Raw genomic sequence first — 17,524 nt, 5'->3', positions numbered from 1 at the left:
GCTCACCCGGGTGGTACGCACGAAAGAGAGGAGATGTTCGCTACTCGGAGCCGAACATCTGGCGCATCATCGGATGCATCTCCATCAACTGCTCTTCGGCGATCTCCTCGTACAGCTTGTACGTGATGCTCACGGTGAGCAGGAGACCGGTGCCGGAGACCTGACCGATGGTGCCGAGCATGTTGGCGCCGACCGCCAACAGTCCGACGAGCGCCCCACCGATCACGGTCACCTGCGGGATATACCGCTCCATGACCTTCTCGATGACCTGCGGGTTGCGCCGGAAGCCGGGGATCTGCATCCCGGAGTTCTGGATCTGCTGGGCGGTCGATTCCGGCCCCATGCCGGTCGTCTCCACCCAGAAGATGGCGAAGATGGCGCCGCCAATCACCATGATGGTGAGGTCAAGCCCCACACGGATCATGATCTGCCAGGGTTCGGCGGAGGTGCCGGCCAGCCACCACATCCAGTCGTTTCGCGTATGGATGGGGGCCAGATAGTAGAACAGCCCGGAGACGGGCTGACCACTACTGTACTGGCCGAGCCACCCCGGCATCGCGTTCCACGTGCTGTTGAGGATGCGCCCGGCGAACTGAATGTTCGCCTGCAGGGCGCGCACGAGGATCATCGGCAGGACACTCGCGTAGATGAGCTTCACCGGGAAGCGCCCGCGAGCGCCCTTGACGCGGGCGTGAGAGAGCGGGATCTCGACCCGGACACTCTCGGCGTAGACGACGATAGCGAAGATGAGCACCGTCGTCACCAGCGCGAGCAACTGTCCCTGCCCGAGGAGGAGCGCCTGAATCCCCTCGGCGGTGAGCGGCGAGGCGATGTCCTGAGAACCGGTCAGAATGGCGAACCACGTCGGGAAGAATCCGGGCGTTCCACCCAGTCCCTCCCACGCGAACAGCCCGCCGACGAGCTGTTGGCTCACGCCGGCGATAATGAAGAGACCGACACCGGAGCCGACACCCCACTTGCTGACGATCTCGTCCATAAATAGGATGAGGATTCCGCCGACAGCGATCTGGAGGAACAGAAGGCTCTGAACGCCCTGGAGTCCGATCCCCAGCGCCTGCCCGACTCCCGGGTCTGCCGGCAGGAAGTTGCCGGCGAAGACCATCGGCAGGCCGGTCAGACAGATCATCGCGACCACCAGCAGCTTCTGGAGGCCCTGATACAGCACCTGATCGCGGGGGTCGTCCGTGTCGAGGCCGAGCAGGTCCGCACCGCCCAACAGCTGCAAGACGATGCTCGCCGTGACGATGGGCCCGATCCCCAACTGGAGGATCGACCCCTGCGATCCGGCGAGGATCGACCGGAAGCGGCCGAACAGGTCGCTCTGCGTGCCGGCGTCCAGCCCGAACAGCTGGATGTTCGTCAGGAAGAAATACAACACGAGAACGCCGGCAGTCCAGCCGAGTTTGCGCCGGAAGGGGACGTGCCCCTCCGGACGCCTGACTGACGGCATCCGCGTCAGCACCGGTTCGGCGGTCTCCTTCCATCCCATGGGTTACTCCTCGTCCGACTCCTCGGTGTCGTCGTCGCCGTCGTCGGCCGCCTCCTCGGCGCGCTCCGAGAGGTCGGCGCTACCGCCGGCGGATTCGATCTTTTCGACCGCGCTCGCGGTGAACGCGTCGGCGACGACAGACAGTTCGTTGCGGACCTGTCCGTCTCCGAGCACCTTCACCACGTCGGCGTCGTAGCCGTCTTCGGCGACGTCGCGGGCGTCGAGGTGGTAGCCACCGTCGGTTTCCTCGGCGAGGCCGTCCGCCGCGTACAGTGCGGCGTTCTCGTCGAGTTCCTGGACGGTTACCTCACACACCGCGTCCTGAACGGTCTCGGGTCGGGTGAAGCCGTGCTTGCCAAGCGGTTCGTAGTTGTGGAACTCGTGTTTGTCGCGACCCGCACGTCCGCGGCCACCACGGTGCCCGGCACCGCGCCGGTTTTTGTGCGTGCCGCCGCCGTGGGTTCGCGACCCGCGCTGGCGCTTTTTCTTGTCGCTCATCGCATGGCCTCCAGCAGTTTGTCGATCTCCTCGGTGGTGTGTGTGCCGATCTGGCCGCTCTCGACGGTCGGGTGTTTCAGACCGTCGTGGCCGCCACGCGGCGGGTGGAGCCGGAGCGACGGGGCCAGACCCTGCTCGCGCAGCGTCGTCTCCTCGTCGACCAGCGCCGCCGCGAGAGCGTCGATGTCGGCGTAGTCGGTTTCCTCGGCGACCCACTCGTCGGTGATGTCGGCCGAGCCTGTCTCGGGTTCGCCGCGGCGGCGAATCAGCGTCGCGACCACGTCCGCCGACGGCTCACCGTGGGCGACGTAGTCGTTGACCTTCGTGATCATGCCGCGGTAGGCGTCCGTCTCGGGCACCAGCGTACACTGGTTGACGGCGTGGAGATTGAGCATCTCCAGCGTGTCCTGTACGTCGCCCGAGATGTTCACCTCGCCGCGGATCTGGACGAGCGCCTCCATCACTCGGTCACCTCGGTTTCGCGTTGCTTGCGTCGCGCCCGCTGAGGGGTCCGCGACTGCGAAGCGTTCCGAAGCGCGTTGTACGTCGCCTTCGCGAGGTTGACCGTCGTCCGGGTGTTGCCCGTCGACTTCGTCCACGCGTCCTGGACGCCCGCGAGTTCGAGGATGTTCCGCACCGTGGGCGCGGCCGCCAGACCCAGCCCCTGCGGGGCGGGGATAATCTCGACGGTCACCGAACCGGCTTTGCCGGTCGCCTTCCGCGTCAGGGAGTTGACACCGCCCGCGCGGTCCTCCCACGAACCGGAGCCACGGTCGACCTCGACGATGTTGAGTTTCGCCACGTCGATGGCCTTCTGGATGGCCGAGCCGACTTGGTCGTCGCGGGCCTCGGCGTAGCCGAGGTAGCCGTCGCGGTTCCCGATAGCGACGACACACCGGAACTTCACCCGGCGCCCGGAGTCGGTCATGCGCTGGACCATGTTGATGTCGAGTACCTCGTCGTCCAGCCCCGGTAGGAGCTGATCAACGATTTCGGCCTCCTTCAGCGGGAGCCCGGACTCCAGCGCCTCCTTCATCGACGTCACGTCGCCGTCCTGTACCTTGCGGCCGAGCCGCGTACGCGGTTCCCAGCCGTCGCCGTAATCGTTACTGCTCATGGTCCTCCATCAGTTGTTCGCGCACTTCGTCGAAGTGCTCGGGGAGTTCTGTCGCGTCGAAGTCGCCACCGTACAGCGGTTCGTCCAGCTGTTCGGCGTACTCGGCGATATGCTCGCCGCGGTTGCGCGACCAGTCCGCGAGGACGCTCTCGCTGTGCGGAATCGAAAGTCCCGCGTCGATAGCGCCTTCCTGTACTGCGAACACCTTGTTGCCCGGTGTCGCGGTGTTGAGCCCGATGTCGAGGACGGCCTCCGTGAGGCCAGCCTCGATGGCGCGGCTCCCCGCGAGATACCCCGTCAGGTACGCGCTCGGGAGATTCCCTGTAGGGGCCTCCCAGCCGTACTCGTCGAGGTCCTCGGAGGACGCGGCCGCGTGGGTCTCGTCACCGTCGGGACCGGGGGTGATCAGCTGCGCCCTGACGTGCCTGTTGCTCACGCGAGCAACCAGGCGCGGCTTGCCGGATTTCAGCAGGCGCAACCTCTGGTGGTAGTCGGTTCGGTCCTCGCGGCGACGCCGCATCGGGACCTTGTATCGTGGGCCTGTTGCCATCAGTCGTTCACCTCCACGTCGTAGTTGTTTCGAATGTATGCTTCGAGTCGCGCCACGCTCTCGAACTCCCCGCCGCCAGCCTTGTTGTAGAGCTCGCGGTACTGGGATGCATCGAGCGGGCCGTCGTCGCGCAACTCGCGCAGGCGACGCCGTTGGGCGCGGATGCGACTCGTCCAATCCTCCTTCTCGTTTTTCCGTGCGCCGGCGGTCCCGCGGCGGGAACCGGCGCCGGTCTGGTGGCCGTATGCTCGCTTGTCCGCCCGTTCGCGGGCGCGACCGCGCGAGTTGTTCGACGTGCCCTTCTCCTGAATCGTGCCCTGTTCGACCAGGTCACGGATGTCCTCGCGGGTAATCGCCTCCGCGATTTCGCTCTGGGCTTCGGGGTCGAACCAGACGCGGTCCTCGCCGACGTCGAGTACGTCGGACGCGAGCCGTTTCTGTGCGCTCAGATCCGTCATTCGGCTTCCTCCACTTCGACTTCGATGTACGTCGGGTTGAGGACGCGAATCCCGCGGTCCTCACAGACGTCTTCGATGCGCTCGCGCTTGCGCGCGCCGACGCCGCTCGCGATGCGGACGGCCTCGGTGTCGGGGTCGACGCCCTCGAGGTCGTCCGTGTTGTGGACACGGACCTCCTCGAAGCCGCTGGGGTGCAGGCCGCGCGCGGCCGTCGGCGAGCGGTAGCCCGCCTCGACCGTGGCGCCCTTGCCTTTGATGCCCCGACGCTGTTTCGAGAGATTCCCGCGTGGCTTGCGCCACGAGGGGTCGACGCGCTTTTTCTTGTGGTAATCCTGCCGGTTGAACTGCGGGTTACCCTCCCGGCGCTTCTGGACGAGCGCACGGGCGGCCTCCGCGTCCAGGTCCGGCGTCTTGTCGGCGTGACCGCGGGGGCGGAGTTCCGTCTCCGCTTCCTCGGGTTCGGCCTCGTCGGCGTCGGTCTCCTCTTCGACCTCGGCCTCGGTCTCCTCGCTGACTTCGAGGCCACCGACGTCGGCTTTGATCCGGGCGGCCAGGGCATTTCCGATGCCCTCGATGTCGGCCAGTTCCGACTGGCTCGCGGCCTTGAGATCCTCGATGGATTCGTAGCCGGCATCGGCGAGGGCCTCGGCCTTCGAAGGGCCGACGCCGCCGATGTCTTCGACCGTCTGAATCTCGTCGTCGTCGCTCATCTACGCCCCACCTGCCTGTGGTTTCTGCGTGATGTAGACGCCATCCTGGAAGACACGTGTGTCCTTACCGGGCACGCGCGTCAACTGTTCGATGTCGGCAGCGGTCTGTCCGACCGCCTCCTTGTCGGGACCGGAGAGGGTGATCTCCTCGCCGTCGACCTGTACGTCGGTGTCGCCGCGGATCGGAACCGTTCGCGGCGCTCGCTCGCCGAGGAAGTTCTCGATGACGACCTCGTCGCCCTCGACGGTGACCTGCATCGGGAAGTGGGCGTAGAAGATCTCCATCTCGTACGTCCAGCCCTCGGTCACGCCGTGGAGCATGTTCTCGACGTGGCTCTCGAAGGTGCCGACCGTCGAACGCGTGTTCGCGTCGTCGGCCTCGGTTTCGATTACCACGTGGTCGTCCTCGACCGTTACCGACACGTCGGGGTACCAGAGGCGTCGCGTGACGCTTCCGTTGGGCCCCTCAGTGGTCAGGTCCAGATGGTCGACCTCGGCGGATACGTCGTCCGGAATCTCGATTTCTGTTCGGTTCATGATTAGTAGACGTATGCGATCACCTGGCCACCGATGCCCTGGTCGCGGGCTTCGTAGTGGCTCATGACGCCGTGGCTCGTCGTGACGACGAGTGCCCCGTAGTCGCGGGCCGGGAGATATCGCTTCTCCCACTTTTCGAACTCGTCCGCGCCCGCGGAGTAGCGGGGCTTGACGACGCCACAGTGGTTGATCGCGCCTTTCAGTTCGATCTCGAAGCGACCGGATTTGCCGTCGTCGACGAACTCGAATCCGTCGATGTACCCGCGGTCGTAGAAGACCTCGAGCACCGATCCGATCACGTTCGAGGCGGGCTGTACAGTGTGGGACAGATGTCCCACGCTCTCGGCGTTATCGAGCCCCGAGAGCGCGTTCGAGAGGGGGTCGTTCCCTGCCATTGTTATCGGTACTTCCTGAAGCCCATGTCTCGGGCGACCTCGCGGAAACACTGCCGGCAGAGGAAAATGTCGTACTTGCCGACAAGTCCCTGCTTGCGCCCGCACCGACGACACTGGTGTCGGTCGTCGGTACGCGGCGTGGCGTGCTCTCCGGTCACGTCGCGCCCGTCCTGGCTTGATTCACTTTCGCTTTCGCTCATTCCGTTACCTCCACGTCGAAGTTCGCTTCGACGAAGTCGACTGCGTCCGACGGATCGAGTCGGTGATTCGACGGGATCGACCGCGACATCTTGTCGCGCTTCGCGACGCGGTATCCCGGGCGGACCATGTTGACGGTCACGTCAAGCCCGTAGATACCGATGTTCGGGTCGTACTCCTGGCTCGGGAACGCCGTGTGTTCCTCGATGCCGAAGCTCACGTTCCCCGTCTCATCGAACTGCGAGGTCGAGAGATCGACCAGCGGGAGTGCCGTCTCGAGGAACGCGACCGCGCTCTCGCCGCGAAGGGTAACCTTCGCGCCGATGGGGTCGCCCTCGCGGACGTTGAAGTTCTGTACCGTCCCACGGGCCGTCGTCCGGACGCTTTGCTGTCCGGTGACGTCCTCGAGGATCTCCTCGGCGTCCGCGAGTTCGCGGCCACCTTCGCCCACACCCATGTGGACGACGACCTTCTCGATCCGCGGTTCGCGCATCTCGTGGAACTCCGACGACTCGCTCTCGCTCATTCGTCGTCACCTCCGTCGGACTCGGTCCGACTTGCTGCCGACTCGTCGTCGGCACCTCCGTCGGTGAAGTTCTCGTCGATCACGACGACGTAGTCCTCGATTGTCTCGAAGCCGTCGTCGTCGTCCTGCTGGACGGTGACAGCATTGTCACCGCTGCCCGGCGTGACGGTGATCGTGTCGATCTCACCGATCTCGCCGGCGTGACTGCCGGCGACGGCCGTCACCAGCGCGCCCTCTTCGTAGACGAAGTGGGCGACGATCTCCTTGGTCTCGTTGTCGACGACCAGGGAGTCACCGGTGGCGTACTCGCCGGCCTCGTCCGCGGGGACGCGCAGGTTCGTGCCGTCGTGCAGCGTGAACTGGAAGTCGCCGCCAGTCACCTGCGTCTTGCGGACGATCTTGCCGAGGCGGCTGCCCGCCGCGTCGGCGTCGATGGGGGTCAGTGACAGCCGACCGCCCTCGTCCGGGAACACGCGGTAGAACTCCTCGCGTTCCGCGAACGCGAGAATGTCGAACATCCCGATTGGGCGTTCGACGTCGGAGACGGCGTCCCCGTTGACGAGGACGCTCCCTTGGTTCAGCGCGTAGTCGGCTTCCTTGCGCGAGTCGACGTAGCCGAGCACGTCCCGCAGGACGATCAGCAGGGGAACCCCTGCCTCGCCGTGCGGACCGGCACCGGCTTTCACCGTCCAGGTCGCGGTCTTCCGCTCGACCGGCCAGGACTTCGGGACCGAGAGTCGTTTCTGGTGTCGCGTCATTCGCTATCCTCCTCTAGGCGCGCCTGTCGGCGCTCGTCTTCCAGGTTCAGTTCCGTCACGCGAAGGTTGCTCGCGTCGAGGGGCCGGGGCACTTCCTCGCCGTCGGCCTTCTCGATGGTGACGTCCTCGACGTGAACGACCTCGTCGGTCAGATCCACCGCGAGCACCTCGGCTTCCTCGCCGGCGTGGTCGCCGCGGAGCACTTCGACGGTGTCGCCCGCGTTGACGCGGACGCTCCGCTGGCCGTACTCCTCGCGGAGGTCGTCGGCCAGCGTGGAGCGAACCTGGACCTGACGCTCGTGCAGGGGCGCCGACCGCTTCCGTGTGCGCTCTTTGTGTGGCTGTCGAGTCATACGATCATCGTCGCTGTCGATGCGATGCTCCCGAAGCGTTCGGCGACTTCGCGTGCGACGGGACCCTTGATCTCGGTCCCGCGAGGCTCCTCCATGTCGTCGATGACGACGGCGGCGTTGTCCTCGAATTTCACGCGCGTGCCGCTGGGGCGTCGGATCGGCTTGCGCTGGCGGACGACAACCGCCTCCAGCACCTGCCGCCGCATCTCCGGCGTGCCCTTGGTGACCGAGACGGTCACCTTGTCGCCGATGCCCGCTTTGGGGTGTCGATTCTTCGTTCCGGAGTAGCCCGCGACGCTGATGATCTTCAGCTCGCGCGCTCCCGTGTTGTCCGCACAGTTGACGAGCGACCCCTTAGCGAGGCCACGCGTGACGTCGGCCTTCAGCGCCTCCATCACTCGTCACCTCCCAGTATCTCGACGACCACGTGTGATTTGGTCTTCGAGAGGGGTCGCGTCTCCGCGATGCGGACTTGGTCGCCTTCCGCGAGGCCCAGACACGGGGGTGCGTGGGCCGGAATGCGACTCCGGCGTTTCATGTATCGGTCGTACTTCGGAACGCGAACGTCGTATTCGCGTTCCACGACGACCGTCTTTTCCATCGCTGTGGAGGCGACCGTGCCTTCCAGCGTCTGTCCGCGGACGGCAAGCGAGCCGTGGAACGGACAGTTCTGGTCGGAGCAAGGCTCCTCCGGTTCGGTTACGTTCAGTCCTATCGCCATATGGATACACCTGCCTTCTCGGTTCGCAAGGCGGGTCGTGAGAGCAGTCGTGTGCCATCCACCGTAACGTAGGCCACGTCCTCGCAGCCGTCCGACTGACCGGTTCGGCCGGCAGTTTCCGACGGAAGTTCGAACGTGGTCCCCGACGCCTTCTCGGCGTCGGCGGCTTCATCTGTGCGCGGCAGGGCAAACTCGAAGGTCGTCCCCTGCTTGGGGACGCGTCGCACCCGATCCCCTTCGATCACGAGCGTCCGCATCGTCTCGTCGACGACGCGGCCACCGATCCCGACGCTGTCGGGGTTCGTCGACTCGACGACCCGCGTCTGCAGGCCAACGAGTTCGTGTCGTGTCAGGGTCTCGGGTGTGAGTGGCATTATTCGAGGTCGCCTTCTTCGCGCTGGATCGTCTTGATCCGCGCGATGGTCTTTTTCAGTTCGCCAACCCGCGAAGGGTTCTCCGGCATTCCGCCGGCCGCCTGCACCGCCTTCGCGTTCAGCAGTTCCGTCTCGAGATCCTCGAGTTCCGCCTCGCGTTCTGCGGGCGTCATGTCGCGAATCTCCTCGACGTGAAGGATCGCCATTATGCGTCCTCCTCCTCGTCGGCCGCTTCTTCCATCTCCTCAACGAGGTCGGCCGCCTCGTCCATCGTCTCCTCGTCGACGTCCTCGTCGACATCTTCGTCGACGGCGTCAGTCTCGGCCTCGTCGGCCTCCGTGTCGGCCTCGTCGTCCTCACCCGGCAGTTCCTCCTCGACGACTTCCTCGACGATCTCCTCGTCGAGGCCCTCGTCCAGGTCGTCGGGCGTCTCGGTCGGCACCTCGACGTCCTCGTCCTCGCCGACGTCGGGGACCTCCTCGGGGTCTTCCTCGAGGAGTTCCTCGACGCCGCCGCCGGTCTCCGCGGCCTGCTCGACCGGTTCGACGTCGGCGTCCTCGGCGATTTCGAAGTCGTCGGGCAGTTCGGCGCCCGGCGGGATGATCTTCACGTTCACGCCGATCGTGCCGAGTTTCATCACGGCGACGCCCTGGCCATCGTCGACGATGGACTCGGCGGGTTCGCCGTTGTGCTTGATGTAGCCGCGGTTGAACTTCTCGACGCGCGAGCGGGCGCCGGTGACCTTCCCGGAGAGGACGATCTCGGCGCCGAGGGCGCCGGCTTCCATGATCCGGTCGATGGTCGTGTGGCCCGCCTTGCGGAAGTACCAGCCACGCTCGAGGGCGTTGGCTAGGCGGTCCGCGACGATGCGGGCGTTCAGGTCCGGTTCGTCGACCTCTTGGACGTCGATCTGTGGGTCGTCGAGGTCGAATCGCTCTTCGAGTTCGGTGGTCACCTTGCGGATATTCTTCCCGCCTTTGCCGATGACCATGCCGGGCTTCTCGGCCTTGAGGACGATCTGGGTCCCCATCGGGGTCTTGGCGACGTCCATGCCGCCGTAGCCCGCGCGGCCGAGTTCGTCCGCGAAGAACTCGTCGATCTGGGAGCGCTGGAGTCCGTTCTCGATGAACTGGTGTTCGTCGGCCATTATTGGTCGTCCTCCTCGATGATCAGTTCGACGTCACAGAGCGTGGTGTTCCACGGGTCCGCACGACCGAACGCACGGGGCTTGCGACCCTGCCGTTCGCCGACCTTGTGGGCGGCGACGTGCTTGATCGTCATCGACTCGCCGTCGAACCCCTGCTCGTCCGCGTTGTTGCTCGCGTTCGTGAGCAGTTTCTGGAAGTCCTTGCTGGCCTTCTCGGGGTAGCGGCCGGCGTCCCAGCCGTCGATGTCGCTCCGGTGACCGACACCGGTGTTGTGCTGTTTGAACGGAACCGACCGTTCCTCGTCGATGACCGCCTGAAGGTACTCCTCGGCGTCGGCGACGGTCATCCCCTTGATCTGGCGGGCGATGGCCTTGCTGTGCTTGATGCTGATGGGCCGCTCTCGGAGCATCGCCTTGGCGGTCGTCTCCGGGTCGGCCTCGACGCTGTAGTTGATTCCCATGTGTTACTTGAGTGGCACGAACTTCGAGGACCGTGTCGCGCCGATACCGGCCTGACCGTGCTCGACCGACGTCCGGGTGAGCTGGAACTCGCCGAGGTAGTGCCCGATCATCTCGGGTTCGACCGCGACGCGCTGGAACTCCTGCCCGTTGTAGACCGAGAAGGTCAGCCCGACCATCGAGGGGACGATGGGCATATCGCGGAGGTGGGTGCGGATCGGGTCGTTGGCCGTCTCCTCTTCCCCGGCCTCGCGGGCTCGGTCGAGCAGTTTCTGGTGTTCGACCGACAGGCCTCGGGTGATGGTTCGCCGCTGTCGAGCGGGAAGCAGTTCCGCGACCTCGTCGAGCGACATTGACTGCAGCTCGTCGAGCGTGTGGCCGCGGTAGGTGAACTCACCCTCGCGGCCGGTTCGGTAGTCGGAACTCATTATTTGTTACCTCCGCGTCCGGTTCGCTTCGACGCGATATCGCCTACCTTCCGTCCCGGCGGCGCGTTCCGCGAGACGGACTTGGGCTTCCCGGGGTGCTGGCGGCCGCCGCCACCGAATGGGTGGTCGACGGCGTTCATCGCGACCCCACGGACCCGCGGCCACTTCGTGCCGCGCGATTTCATCTTGTGGTGTTTGTTGCCGGCCTTGACGAACGGTTTCTCCGTCCGACCGCCGCCCGCGACCACACCGACCGTGGCGCGACACTGCGGGTTGAGCCGTTTGACCTGGCCGCTCGGCAGTTTCACGACCGCGACGCGTTTGTCGTGGGTCATGAGCTGAGCACTCGTCCCGGAGGCGCGGGCGAACTTGCCGCCGTCGCCCGGGCTACTCTCGACGTTACAGACCGGGACGCCCTCGGGGATCTCCGCCAGCGGGAGCGTGTTCCCGGGCTTGATCTCCGCCGAGACGCCGACCTGGATGGTCTCGCCGACCGCCACGCCCTCGGGGGCGAGGACGAGTCGTCGATCCCCGTCCTCGAACTCGACGGCCGCTATCGGCGCCGAGCGAGCGGGGTCGTGTTCGATGTCGACGATCTCTCCTGAGATCGTGTCGCGCTCTTCGTCCTTCTTGTGTTCGAGTTCGGCCTTGTAGCGGTGGCTGGGGGCACGGAACGTTGGCCCACCGCGACCACGCCGCTGGCCTTGAATGCGTCGTCCCATCTTAGAACACCCCGATTCGCGAGGCGATTTCCTGCGCGTCGTCGTCCTCGGAGAGGGAGACGACGGCCTTCTTCTCGCCTTGTGCGGTGATCTGCGTGTTCACCTTCGTGATCGTCACCTCGTAGCGGGACTCGATGGCTTCAGCGACCTCGCCTTTCGTGGCGTCGAGGTCGACGATGAACTGAAGCTTGTTGTCGAAGTCCATCTCGTCCATCGCCTTCTCGGTCACCAGCGGGTTCTTGATGATCGAACTCATCGGTCCGCCACCTCCGCGACGGCGCTCTCCGTCCAGAGCGTGAGGCGACCGGCGTCCGTGCCGGGCGCCAGATCCTCGGCGTTGACCTCGTGGGCGGTCGTCACGTCCGCGCCGGCGAGGTTTCGGGCCGCCTTCGACGGCTCCTCGCTCGTCACGAACAGGATCGACGTCGGCTCGCGGTACTTGCGCCCGCGGGCCTTGCCCTGGCCAGCCTTGACCGACCGGCCGTCGTCGGCGCGTTCGACGTCGGCGTGGACGCCGAGCGTCTCCAGCAGATCGACGACTTCGCGAGTCTTGACCAGATCCTCGAAGTCGTCGCTGACGACCAGCGGGAGCGAGAGGTCCGTGTCGAACGCGTGACCGCGCTCGGCCACACGTTCGGTGTCGGCCGTCGCAGCGATGGCCGAGCGGACTGCCAGTTTTCGCTCCTTGTCGTTGATTTCCTTCCCCTGCTCTTTCTCGGCTTTCGGCGGGTGCGCCTTGCGCCCGCCGACTGTCTGGGGGACGCGGGCGGCCTGCCCGTTCTCTCGGGGCACGTGGGCCATCCCGCGGCCGCTCCCGAAGGACTCCGCCGGGGTTCGCAGCCCGGCGTAGGGGTCGGCACCGTACGCCTGTTTTCGGTTCGCCTGTGCGGCCAGGACGGCACGCTTGATGAGGTCCGGCCGGTAGGCCGTCTCGAAGACCTCGGGGAGGTCCACCGTGCCCGCATCCTCGCCGTTCAGATCGCGTACTGTTGCTTGCATATGTTATCCCTGGTTGGATGCGGTCGAAACGTACCGCACCTCGGGGTCGAGGCGCGGCTGGTCGTTCGGTCGGATGGCCGGGCGGAAGCGAAGGAGCCGCTGGTCCGGACCCGGCAGCGAGCCTTTCACGAGCGCGTACGACCCGTCGACCTCGCCGTAGTTGACGAAGCCGCCGTCGACGGACGGCTCGTCGCCGTCGCCCATGTCGATCAGGCGCTTGTTGAGCTCCGTCCGCTGGTGGTAGCCCGTCTGTCCCTGCTGCGGGACCGTCGAGCGAACCCGGGACGGGTTCCACGGGCCGAGGTTGCCGATCCGTCGGCGCCACCCCTGGCGGGCGTGTTTGCCCTTCCGCTTTTGCACGCCCCAGCGCTTGACCGGGCCCTGAGTGCCTTTCCCCTTCGTGATGCCGCTTGCGTCCATGAACTCGCCGGCGCGGAACACATCTGCCATGTCGTGTTCGCCGCCGTCTTCGAGCAGGTCCAGCCCGAAGTCGACGCGCTCGCCGATCGAGCCGCCGCCGACGCGTGTCTCCATCACGTCGGGCTTTTTCTTCGGGACGTTCGCCAGTTCGCTCGGGACCGTGTGGGTGATCATCCGCAGGTCGTCGATCGAACCGCTCTCGACGGCCTCGCGGAGCGCATCGGCGTCCGCCTCGAAGCTGTCTTCGGCCGGCAGGTCGAGCGTGCGGTCGAGTTCCGGGTGGAACTCGTCGGTCCACACTTCGGTTGTCGGCTTCAGTCCGTACGACGTGTCTTCGTAGGCTCGCAGGGCGACTGCCCGCATCGGTGGCGTCTCGACGACGGTCACCGGGACCGACTCCTCCATCCCCTCACGGGGGGAGTTGGCCTCGTCGTTGACCATGACGACGTGGGTCATGCCGGCCTTGTAGCCGGCAAAGCCCTGCAGCGCGGGAGCGCCGTCGTCGTCGGGCCACGAGCGAATGCGCGGGACTTCGCTGGTCGCGCGCTTGCGCGGGCCGAAGCCCATCGAGCCTTTTCGTGGTCTGCTTGGTTGTGGCATGGATTTACTCCGTGAGTGTCAGGGGTGCAAGCGACGCGAACATCGCTTCCTCGGTTCGCACCGTCTCGCTTCCCTGTCGCGGAATCGTATTCAGCCAGAGGTCGAACCCCGGTCCGGGTTCGACGTCCGAATCGCCCGCCTGGGCGACGTCCTCGACCGATACGTCGAGGATGGCCGGAAGCCCTCGCCCGGGCGCCCCGAAGGCGACGGTCATGTCGCCCGAGCGCCCGACGATGTCGGCCAATCGGTCGACCGACAGCACCGTCCCGTGGCGGGACGCCGCGATGCGTCGTCCCGCGTCGGAACGGGCCAGCGCTTCCGACAGGTCCGCACGCCGGATCGCGAACCCCGGTGGGGGTTCGTCGACGATCCGGGCGCGGACCGGCTCTCTCGAAGAGATCCTGATGGCGACGCGCTCTCCTTCGCTCACCTCCATCCCGTCAGGGAGGAGGAGGGAGATCGGGTGTTGCAGTGCGCAATTGACCCGAACGCGGCCGTCAGGTCCGACCTCGGTCACGATTCCCTCTTGTAACGACCCCGGACGCTCCGGTCCGGAGCCGGTCCGTGACGAGACGCGGAGGGGCGGCAACACGCCAGCGTACTCCAGTTCGTCCCGCCGCCCCCACGCCTCCTTTCGGAGGTAGGGGGGCGTGGCGGCGTACCGAAGCACGACTTCGACGAACCCGCCTCCCCAGCGGCGCTCGCCTTCCACGTCGGGGAAGACGACCAGCCGATCTGCCCGGAACACCGTCGCCGCGCGGGCGACGTAACCGAGTTTGCGAGTTGCCTCGCGTTTGTCCTCGGCTTCCCGGACGAGGGAAGACGGCACGAGCACGCTGAACGTCATGCCGGGCCTTTCCGCGTCACGTCACTAGACTGTGCAATCTGTACCGCATCCTCCGGTAAAAGGGTAGCGAAAGCTCCAGCGGGCTGTGACGGCCTCACACGCGCCAAAACGCCGATTCGTGGGGAGTTCTGTCGTGGGGAGTATCACCACGCCCGCCCTCGGTTGGGGCCGATTTCGGAACCCTTAATAATCAGTCCCCGGTCTGTGTAGATGCGAAGGGCGCTGGTAGTGTAGTGGTATCACGTGACCTTGCCATGGTCACAACCTGGGTTCAAATCCCAGCCAGCGCATTTTCAGAATTCTAACGACCGTGAGCGGTGCGAGACACGGGCGGCCGACTTCGAGACCGGTGCGGGAACCCACCGAGACGCCGCGCCGGTGACGAACGCTTATGCCAATCACTCCACGAACGGAGGGCATGGATCGGCGTACGTTTCTCGTTGCCGCGGGGGCCGGGCTGGCCGGATGTGGGTCGACACCGGAGCCAGACACCGGAACGTCCACGGGGACGGTGGTGTCGACGGAGACGGCGACGGAGACGGAAACGAAGACGCCTACATCGACGCCCGCCCGCACACCCCCGGAGCAGCGATACCGACCCCAGTTGCTCGACGTAGGGATGGTTTCGACGTGGGGCGAATCCGGCGACCTGGAGGCAAATCGGATCGAGCGCCTGCGGCGGGGTCGGCCCGCCGTCGTCGCCTTTCGCTACCGCCTGCGTGTCCCCTCGGGGACGATCAACCTCAAGGAGGGTGTCGACGTCCTCGCGGACGGCGACCTGATCGTCCGGCGCAATCGGGAGATGGACAGAACCGTCGACACGGCCGGAGTCTACACTTGGGAAGACGCGATGACCTTCGGCACGGACGACTGGCCGACAGGACGACTGACGGTGTCGATGGCCGTCGGCGAACTCCAGTTACACCGGACGTCGGAGTCCCACACCGCGACCTTCGAACTCGTCGCCTGAGCGTGGAGAGCCCACCGTTGGGCTTTTTTGTGGGTGGCGTGTACAAGACGTGATGAACTTGGCGGCGATGATCGACGATGAGTGACGGCGCGGACCGGCACGCCGATGTCGACGAGGGTGACCGATACGCTCAGGTGCTCGATCGGATGATCGACGGGGTTCTGGGCCTCGACACCGAGTGGCGACTCACGTATCTGAACGAGCGGACCCGCGAACTCATCTGTGACGCCGTCGGCGAGACGCACACGGTCGAAGAACTCGTCGGGCGGAGCTTCTGGGAACTGCTCCCGGGCGCCCGGGGCACGACCTTCGAGGAGCGATACCGGGAAGCGATGCAGACGGGCGAGACTGTCACGTTCGAGGAGTATTTCGCGCCGCTGGACGTCTGGTTCGAGGTCCGTGCTTATCCCTCCTCAACGGGGCTTACGATCTGTTTCCGCGACATCACAGAGCGGCGTCGTCGCCGCGAGGAACTTGAGTTCCGCGAGGCGACGCTCCGAGAGATGTACGAGGTCATCGCTGACGGGGAGTCGTGCTTCGAGACGCGGATCGACGACCTCCTGCGGATCGGCCAGCGGGTTTTCGATACCGACTACGGCACCCTCTCGCGCGTGCAGGGTGATGAGTATATCTTCGAGGTGGTTCGCGCCCCCGACGACTCCCTGGCGGCGGGTGACGTGGTCGACCTGGAGACGACGAGTTGCGAGCGCATCGTCCTCACCGAGGAGACGTTGGTGCTCGCGAACGTCGCGGCCGAGGCCCCGGAGATAGCCGAACAACAGGACGTCACCGAGTTCGGCGTGAACTGCTATCTCGGAACGCCCGTGATCGTCGAGGGCGACGTCTACGGGACGTTCTGCTTTTACAGCAACGAACCGCGCACGGAGCCGTTCTCGGACTGGGAGGTTACGCTCGTCGATCTGATGGGTCGGTGGGTGAGCGTCGCCCTCGAACGCAAGCTGGTGGCCGAGCGCCTCCGCCGACAGAACGACCGCCTCGAACGGTTCGCGACCCTCGTCTCACACGACCTTCGCAACCCCCTGAACGTCGCGGACGGCTGGCTCGACACCGCCCGCGAGGAGTGCGATAACGACCTGCTGGACAAAGTCGAGGAATCACACGACCGGATGGCCGCCATCATCGAGGACGTCCTCGCGGTGGCTCGCGCCGGACAGGAGGTCGAGGACCCCGCGGAACTCGACCTCGCGGAGGTAGCCAAAGACGCCTGGGCGCAGGTCCGAACGGAGGACGCGACGCTCACCGTCGCGGACGGACTCGACGTCTGCGGCGACCGAACCCGCGTCCAACAGCTACTCGAGAACCTGTTTCGGAATAGTGTGGAGCATAGCTCCACTGACAACCGGACAGAGTCCGATGATAGCGTGGATCATCGCTCCACCGACGATGGGTCGGGCGCGAGCGTCGCCGTGACCGTTGGCAGTCTCCCCGACGACGGCGGATTCTACGTCGCTGACGACGGACCCGGCATCCCCGCGGACGAGCGCAAGGCGGTCCTCGAATTCGGCGTCTCGACGGCGGAGGGAGGAACCGGTATCGGCCTAGGCGTCGTCGAGGACATCGCCGCCGCTCACGACTGGCCCCTCAGGGTGACAAACAGCGAGACCGGCGGCGCACGCTTCGAGTTCGTGACTGACTCGTGACCGCGGCGACCGAAAGAGACGGATTTATCAATAGCCGTCACGTCCTTCGATGTACGCTCGGTTGGTGTAGTCCGGCCAATCATGTTGGCCTTTCGAGCCGACGACCAGGGTTCGAATCCCTGACCGAGCATCCTCAGACCGTATTCTGTGAGTAACTAGTATCGCTTAGAGATGGTTCGGACGGCCGAGCTATCGGTACTGACTGAACGGCGAAACGGGCTGACTTCCCGTGGATATGTCCCAAGTGGTAAATGGCAGCCGCGGGTCTGTCGGGTGATATGGGATTTCTTGACTCATTCGGCGTGTTAGTGAGTAGTATTATCGCATCAATCGTGTTGCTAGTCTTCGCCATCATCAGTTACTTCATCACGGTGTTCATCGTTCAGATGGGTGCAGGGCTAGCCGGCTATTCACCAAGTGGCGATTTCGTCGCGCTTTCCGCTGCGATACTCGCTACGGGCGCCATCGTTGCCGGTTCGACGCCGGTTGTCGTCGCCGAATAGCCGCATAACGCTGCCGCGGTGAGCATCCGTCGGAGACGTCCGCTGATTCCAGTTCCGACGACG

Annotated in this window: 28 protein-coding genes and 2 tRNA genes; 5 read left to right on the top strand and 25 right to left on the bottom strand. The window is 65.5% G+C overall.

The window, feature by feature from the left end:
• Positions 1 to 40: 40 nt before the first annotated feature.
• The 25 genes from secY to NO878_RS01385 are packed head-to-tail and all read right to left on the bottom strand — an operon-like array spanning position 41 to position 14,327.
• Complete coding sequence (gene secY / locus NO878_RS01505; protein WP_256404196.1) at positions 41 to 1,510, bottom strand: preprotein translocase subunit SecY; 1,470 nt, start codon at positions 1,508 to 1,510, stop codon at positions 41 to 43.
• Positions 1,511 to 1,513: 3 nt separating this feature from the next.
• Positions 1,514 to 2,008, bottom strand: coding sequence for an uL15m family ribosomal protein (locus NO878_RS01500; RefSeq protein WP_256404195.1), 495 nt, complete (start codon positions 2,006 to 2,008; stop codon positions 1,514 to 1,516).
• A complete protein-coding gene (gene rpmD / locus NO878_RS01495) occupies positions 2,005 to 2,469 on the bottom strand; it encodes a 50S ribosomal protein L30 (RefSeq protein ID WP_256404194.1) in 465 nt (154 codons plus the stop codon). The genes NO878_RS01500 and rpmD overlap by 4 nt, the downstream gene beginning before the upstream one ends.
• Complete coding sequence (locus NO878_RS01490; protein WP_256404193.1) at positions 2,469 to 3,125, bottom strand: 30S ribosomal protein S5; 657 nt, start codon at positions 3,123 to 3,125, stop codon at positions 2,469 to 2,471. The genes rpmD and NO878_RS01490 overlap by 1 nt, the downstream gene beginning before the upstream one ends.
• The gene (locus tag NO878_RS01485; protein ID WP_256404192.1) at positions 3,115 to 3,675 is read right to left on the bottom strand and encodes a 50S ribosomal protein L18; all 561 of its coding nucleotides are present in this window, start codon (positions 3,673 to 3,675) and stop codon (positions 3,115 to 3,117) included. The genes NO878_RS01490 and NO878_RS01485 overlap by 11 nt, the downstream gene beginning before the upstream one ends.
• Positions 3,675 to 4,133 carry a 50S ribosomal protein L19e gene (locus NO878_RS01480; protein ID WP_256404191.1) on the bottom strand — a complete coding sequence of 153 codons (459 nt, stop codon included), beginning with the start codon at positions 4,131 to 4,133 and terminating at the stop codon, positions 3,675 to 3,677. Before NO878_RS01480 ends, NO878_RS01485 begins: the two co-directional genes overlap by 1 nt.
• Positions 4,130 to 4,843, bottom strand: a complete 714-nt coding sequence (locus NO878_RS01475) for a 50S ribosomal protein L32e (protein ID WP_256404190.1) — start codon at positions 4,841 to 4,843, stop codon at positions 4,130 to 4,132. The genes NO878_RS01480 and NO878_RS01475 overlap by 4 nt, the downstream gene beginning before the upstream one ends.
• Positions 4,844 to 5,380, bottom strand: a complete 537-nt coding sequence (locus NO878_RS01470; protein WP_256404189.1) for a 50S ribosomal protein L6 — start codon at positions 5,378 to 5,380, stop codon at positions 4,844 to 4,846. It abuts the gene before it with no gap.
• 2 nt (positions 5,381 to 5,382) lie between these two features.
• A complete protein-coding gene (locus NO878_RS01465) occupies positions 5,383 to 5,775 on the bottom strand; it encodes a 30S ribosomal protein S8 (protein WP_256404188.1) in 393 nt (130 codons plus the stop codon).
• A 2-nt stretch (positions 5,776 to 5,777) separates the two neighbouring features.
• Complete coding sequence (locus NO878_RS01460) at positions 5,778 to 5,975, bottom strand: 30S ribosomal protein S14 (protein ID WP_256404187.1); 198 nt, start codon at positions 5,973 to 5,975, stop codon at positions 5,778 to 5,780.
• Complete coding sequence (locus NO878_RS01455) at positions 5,972 to 6,499, bottom strand: 50S ribosomal protein L5 (RefSeq protein WP_256404186.1); 528 nt, start codon at positions 6,497 to 6,499, stop codon at positions 5,972 to 5,974. The genes NO878_RS01460 and NO878_RS01455 overlap by 4 nt, the downstream gene beginning before the upstream one ends.
• Entirely contained in the window at positions 6,496 to 7,257 is a 762-nt protein-coding gene (locus NO878_RS01450) for a 30S ribosomal protein S4e (protein WP_256404185.1), read from the bottom strand. The genes NO878_RS01455 and NO878_RS01450 overlap by 4 nt, the downstream gene beginning before the upstream one ends.
• Positions 7,254 to 7,610, bottom strand: a complete 357-nt coding sequence (gene rplX, locus NO878_RS01445) for a 50S ribosomal protein L24 (protein WP_256404184.1) — start codon at positions 7,608 to 7,610, stop codon at positions 7,254 to 7,256. The genes NO878_RS01450 and rplX overlap by 4 nt, the downstream gene beginning before the upstream one ends.
• Positions 7,607 to 8,005, bottom strand: a complete 399-nt coding sequence (locus tag NO878_RS01440) for a 50S ribosomal protein L14 (protein ID WP_157690810.1) — start codon at positions 8,003 to 8,005, stop codon at positions 7,607 to 7,609. Before NO878_RS01440 ends, rplX begins: the two co-directional genes overlap by 4 nt.
• A complete protein-coding gene (locus tag NO878_RS01435) occupies positions 8,005 to 8,331 on the bottom strand; it encodes a 30S ribosomal protein S17 (protein WP_256404183.1) in 327 nt (108 codons plus the stop codon). Before NO878_RS01435 ends, NO878_RS01440 begins: the two co-directional genes overlap by 1 nt.
• Entirely contained in the window at positions 8,322 to 8,705 is a 384-nt protein-coding gene (locus NO878_RS01430) for a ribonuclease P protein component 1 (RefSeq protein ID WP_256404182.1), read from the bottom strand. The genes NO878_RS01435 and NO878_RS01430 overlap by 10 nt, the downstream gene beginning before the upstream one ends.
• Positions 8,705 to 8,911, bottom strand: a complete 207-nt coding sequence (rpmC, locus tag NO878_RS01425; RefSeq protein ID WP_256404181.1) for a 50S ribosomal protein L29 — start codon at positions 8,909 to 8,911, stop codon at positions 8,705 to 8,707. The genes NO878_RS01430 and rpmC overlap by 1 nt, the downstream gene beginning before the upstream one ends.
• On the bottom strand, positions 8,911 to 9,852 hold the full coding sequence (locus NO878_RS01420) for a 30S ribosomal protein S3 (RefSeq protein WP_256404180.1): 942 nt from the start codon (positions 9,850 to 9,852) through the stop codon (positions 8,911 to 8,913). Before NO878_RS01420 ends, rpmC begins: the two co-directional genes overlap by 1 nt.
• Complete coding sequence (locus NO878_RS01415; protein ID WP_256404179.1) at positions 9,852 to 10,313, bottom strand: 50S ribosomal protein L22; 462 nt, start codon at positions 10,311 to 10,313, stop codon at positions 9,852 to 9,854. The genes NO878_RS01420 and NO878_RS01415 overlap by 1 nt, the downstream gene beginning before the upstream one ends.
• 3 nt (positions 10,314 to 10,316) lie before the next feature.
• Entirely contained in the window at positions 10,317 to 10,739 is a 423-nt protein-coding gene (locus NO878_RS01410) for a 30S ribosomal protein S19 (RefSeq protein ID WP_256404178.1), read from the bottom strand.
• On the bottom strand, positions 10,739 to 11,461 hold the full coding sequence (locus NO878_RS01405; protein ID WP_256404177.1) for a 50S ribosomal protein L2: 723 nt from the start codon (positions 11,459 to 11,461) through the stop codon (positions 10,739 to 10,741). The genes NO878_RS01410 and NO878_RS01405 overlap by 1 nt, the downstream gene beginning before the upstream one ends.
• Before the next feature lies 1 nt (position 11,462).
• Complete coding sequence (locus tag NO878_RS01400; RefSeq protein WP_256404176.1) at positions 11,463 to 11,717, bottom strand: 50S ribosomal protein L23; 255 nt, start codon at positions 11,715 to 11,717, stop codon at positions 11,463 to 11,465.
• Positions 11,714 to 12,460, bottom strand: a complete 747-nt coding sequence (rpl4p, locus tag NO878_RS01395; RefSeq protein WP_256404175.1) for a 50S ribosomal protein L4 — start codon at positions 12,458 to 12,460, stop codon at positions 11,714 to 11,716. The genes NO878_RS01400 and rpl4p overlap by 4 nt, the downstream gene beginning before the upstream one ends.
• A gap of 3 nt (positions 12,461 to 12,463) precedes the next feature.
• On the bottom strand, positions 12,464 to 13,480 hold the full coding sequence (locus tag NO878_RS01390; RefSeq protein WP_256404174.1) for a 50S ribosomal protein L3: 1,017 nt from the start codon (positions 13,478 to 13,480) through the stop codon (positions 12,464 to 12,466).
• 4 nt (positions 13,481 to 13,484) lie between these two features.
• Positions 13,485 to 14,327: a putative RNA uridine N3 methyltransferase gene (locus tag NO878_RS01385; RefSeq protein WP_256404173.1), complete on the bottom strand. Its 843-nt coding sequence runs from the start codon at positions 14,325 to 14,327 to the stop codon at positions 13,485 to 13,487.
• A 219-nt stretch (positions 14,328 to 14,546) separates the two neighbouring features.
• On the opposite strand from NO878_RS01385, the gene NO878_RS01380 reads away from it, so the two are divergent.
• The 5 genes from NO878_RS01380 (at position 14,547) to NO878_RS01360 (ending at position 17,461) form a co-directional block, all read left to right on the top strand.
• Positions 14,547 to 14,617: transfer RNA gene (locus NO878_RS01380), tRNA-Gly, on the top strand.
• A gap of 128 nt (positions 14,618 to 14,745) precedes the next feature.
• Positions 14,746 to 15,297 carry a hypothetical protein gene (locus NO878_RS01375; protein ID WP_256404172.1) on the top strand — a complete coding sequence of 184 codons (552 nt, stop codon included), beginning with the start codon at positions 14,746 to 14,748 and terminating at the stop codon, positions 15,295 to 15,297.
• A gap of 77 nt (positions 15,298 to 15,374) precedes the next feature.
• Positions 15,375 to 16,958, top strand: a complete 1,584-nt coding sequence (locus NO878_RS01370; RefSeq protein ID WP_256404171.1) for a sensor histidine kinase — start codon at positions 15,375 to 15,377, stop codon at positions 16,956 to 16,958.
• 55 nt (positions 16,959 to 17,013) lie between these two features.
• Positions 17,014 to 17,088, top strand: a tRNA-Glu gene (locus NO878_RS01365).
• Positions 17,089 to 17,236: 148 nt separating this feature from the next.
• Positions 17,237 to 17,461, top strand: a complete 225-nt coding sequence (locus NO878_RS01360; RefSeq protein ID WP_379824178.1) for a hypothetical protein — start codon at positions 17,237 to 17,239, stop codon at positions 17,459 to 17,461.
• Positions 17,462 to 17,524: the final 63 nt, after the last annotated feature.

The organism is Haloplanus ruber (assembly GCF_024494725.1).
Classification (GTDB): domain Archaea; phylum Halobacteriota; class Halobacteria; order Halobacteriales; family Haloferacaceae; genus Haloplanus; species Haloplanus ruber.
This window is presented reverse-complemented; position numbering and strand designations above follow the sequence as displayed.

Bases quoted from the DNA above. Each gene is read 5' to 3' on its own strand.
- secY (WP_256404196.1), bottom strand. From the start codon at position 1,510: ATGGGATGGAAGGAGACCGCCGAACCGGTGCTGACGCGGATGCCGTCA.
- NO878_RS01500 (WP_256404195.1), bottom strand. From the start codon at position 2,008: ATGAGCGACAAGAAAAAGCGCCAGCGCGGGTCGCGAACCCACGGCGGC.
- rpmD (WP_256404194.1), bottom strand. From the start codon at position 2,469: ATGGAGGCGCTCGTCCAGATCCGCGGCGAGGTGAACATCTCGGGCGAC.
- NO878_RS01490 (WP_256404193.1), bottom strand. From the start codon at position 3,125: ATGAGCAGTAACGATTACGGCGACGGCTGGGAACCGCGTACGCGGCTC.
- NO878_RS01485 (WP_256404192.1), bottom strand. From the start codon at position 3,675: ATGGCAACAGGCCCACGATACAAGGTCCCGATGCGGCGTCGCCGCGAG.
- NO878_RS01480 (WP_256404191.1), bottom strand. From the start codon at position 4,133: ATGACGGATCTGAGCGCACAGAAACGGCTCGCGTCCGACGTACTCGAC.
- NO878_RS01475 (WP_256404190.1), bottom strand. From the start codon at position 4,843: ATGAGCGACGACGACGAGATTCAGACGGTCGAAGACATCGGCGGCGTC.
- NO878_RS01470 (WP_256404189.1), bottom strand. From the start codon at position 5,380: ATGAACCGAACAGAAATCGAGATTCCGGACGACGTATCCGCCGAGGTC.
- NO878_RS01465 (WP_256404188.1), bottom strand. From the start codon at position 5,775: ATGGCAGGGAACGACCCCCTCTCGAACGCGCTCTCGGGGCTCGATAAC.
- NO878_RS01460 (WP_256404187.1), bottom strand. From the start codon at position 5,975: ATGAGCGAAAGCGAAAGTGAATCAAGCCAGGACGGGCGCGACGTGACC.
- NO878_RS01455 (WP_256404186.1), bottom strand. From the start codon at position 6,499: ATGAGCGAGAGCGAGTCGTCGGAGTTCCACGAGATGCGCGAACCGCGG.
- NO878_RS01450 (WP_256404185.1), bottom strand. From the start codon at position 7,257: ATGACGCGACACCAGAAACGACTCTCGGTCCCGAAGTCCTGGCCGGTC.
- rplX (WP_256404184.1), bottom strand. From the start codon at position 7,610: ATGACTCGACAGCCACACAAAGAGCGCACACGGAAGCGGTCGGCGCCC.
- NO878_RS01440 (WP_157690810.1), bottom strand. From the start codon at position 8,005: ATGGAGGCGCTGAAGGCCGACGTCACGCGTGGCCTCGCTAAGGGGTCG.
- NO878_RS01435 (WP_256404183.1), bottom strand. From the start codon at position 8,331: ATGGCGATAGGACTGAACGTAACCGAACCGGAGGAGCCTTGCTCCGAC.
- NO878_RS01430 (WP_256404182.1), bottom strand. From the start codon at position 8,705: ATGCCACTCACACCCGAGACCCTGACACGACACGAACTCGTTGGCCTG.
- rpmC (WP_256404181.1), bottom strand. From the start codon at position 8,911: ATGGCGATCCTTCACGTCGAGGAGATTCGCGACATGACGCCCGCAGAA.
- NO878_RS01420 (WP_256404180.1), bottom strand. From the start codon at position 9,852: ATGGCCGACGAACACCAGTTCATCGAGAACGGACTCCAGCGCTCCCAG.
- NO878_RS01415 (WP_256404179.1), bottom strand. From the start codon at position 10,313: ATGGGAATCAACTACAGCGTCGAGGCCGACCCGGAGACGACCGCCAAG.
- NO878_RS01410 (WP_256404178.1), bottom strand. From the start codon at position 10,739: ATGAGTTCCGACTACCGAACCGGCCGCGAGGGTGAGTTCACCTACCGC.
- NO878_RS01405 (WP_256404177.1), bottom strand. From the start codon at position 11,461: ATGGGACGACGCATTCAAGGCCAGCGGCGTGGTCGCGGTGGGCCAACG.
- NO878_RS01400 (WP_256404176.1), bottom strand. From the start codon at position 11,717: ATGAGTTCGATCATCAAGAACCCGCTGGTGACCGAGAAGGCGATGGAC.
- rpl4p (WP_256404175.1), bottom strand. From the start codon at position 12,460: ATGCAAGCAACAGTACGCGATCTGAACGGCGAGGATGCGGGCACGGTG.
- NO878_RS01390 (WP_256404174.1), bottom strand. From the start codon at position 13,480: ATGCCACAACCAAGCAGACCACGAAAAGGCTCGATGGGCTTCGGCCCG.
- NO878_RS01385 (WP_256404173.1), bottom strand. From the start codon at position 14,327: ATGACGTTCAGCGTGCTCGTGCCGTCTTCCCTCGTCCGGGAAGCCGAG.
- NO878_RS01375 (WP_256404172.1), top strand. From the start codon at position 14,746: ATGGATCGGCGTACGTTTCTCGTTGCCGCGGGGGCCGGGCTGGCCGGA.
- NO878_RS01370 (WP_256404171.1), top strand. From the start codon at position 15,375: ATGAGTGACGGCGCGGACCGGCACGCCGATGTCGACGAGGGTGACCGA.
- NO878_RS01360 (WP_379824178.1), top strand. From the start codon at position 17,237: ATGGGATTTCTTGACTCATTCGGCGTGTTAGTGAGTAGTATTATCGCA.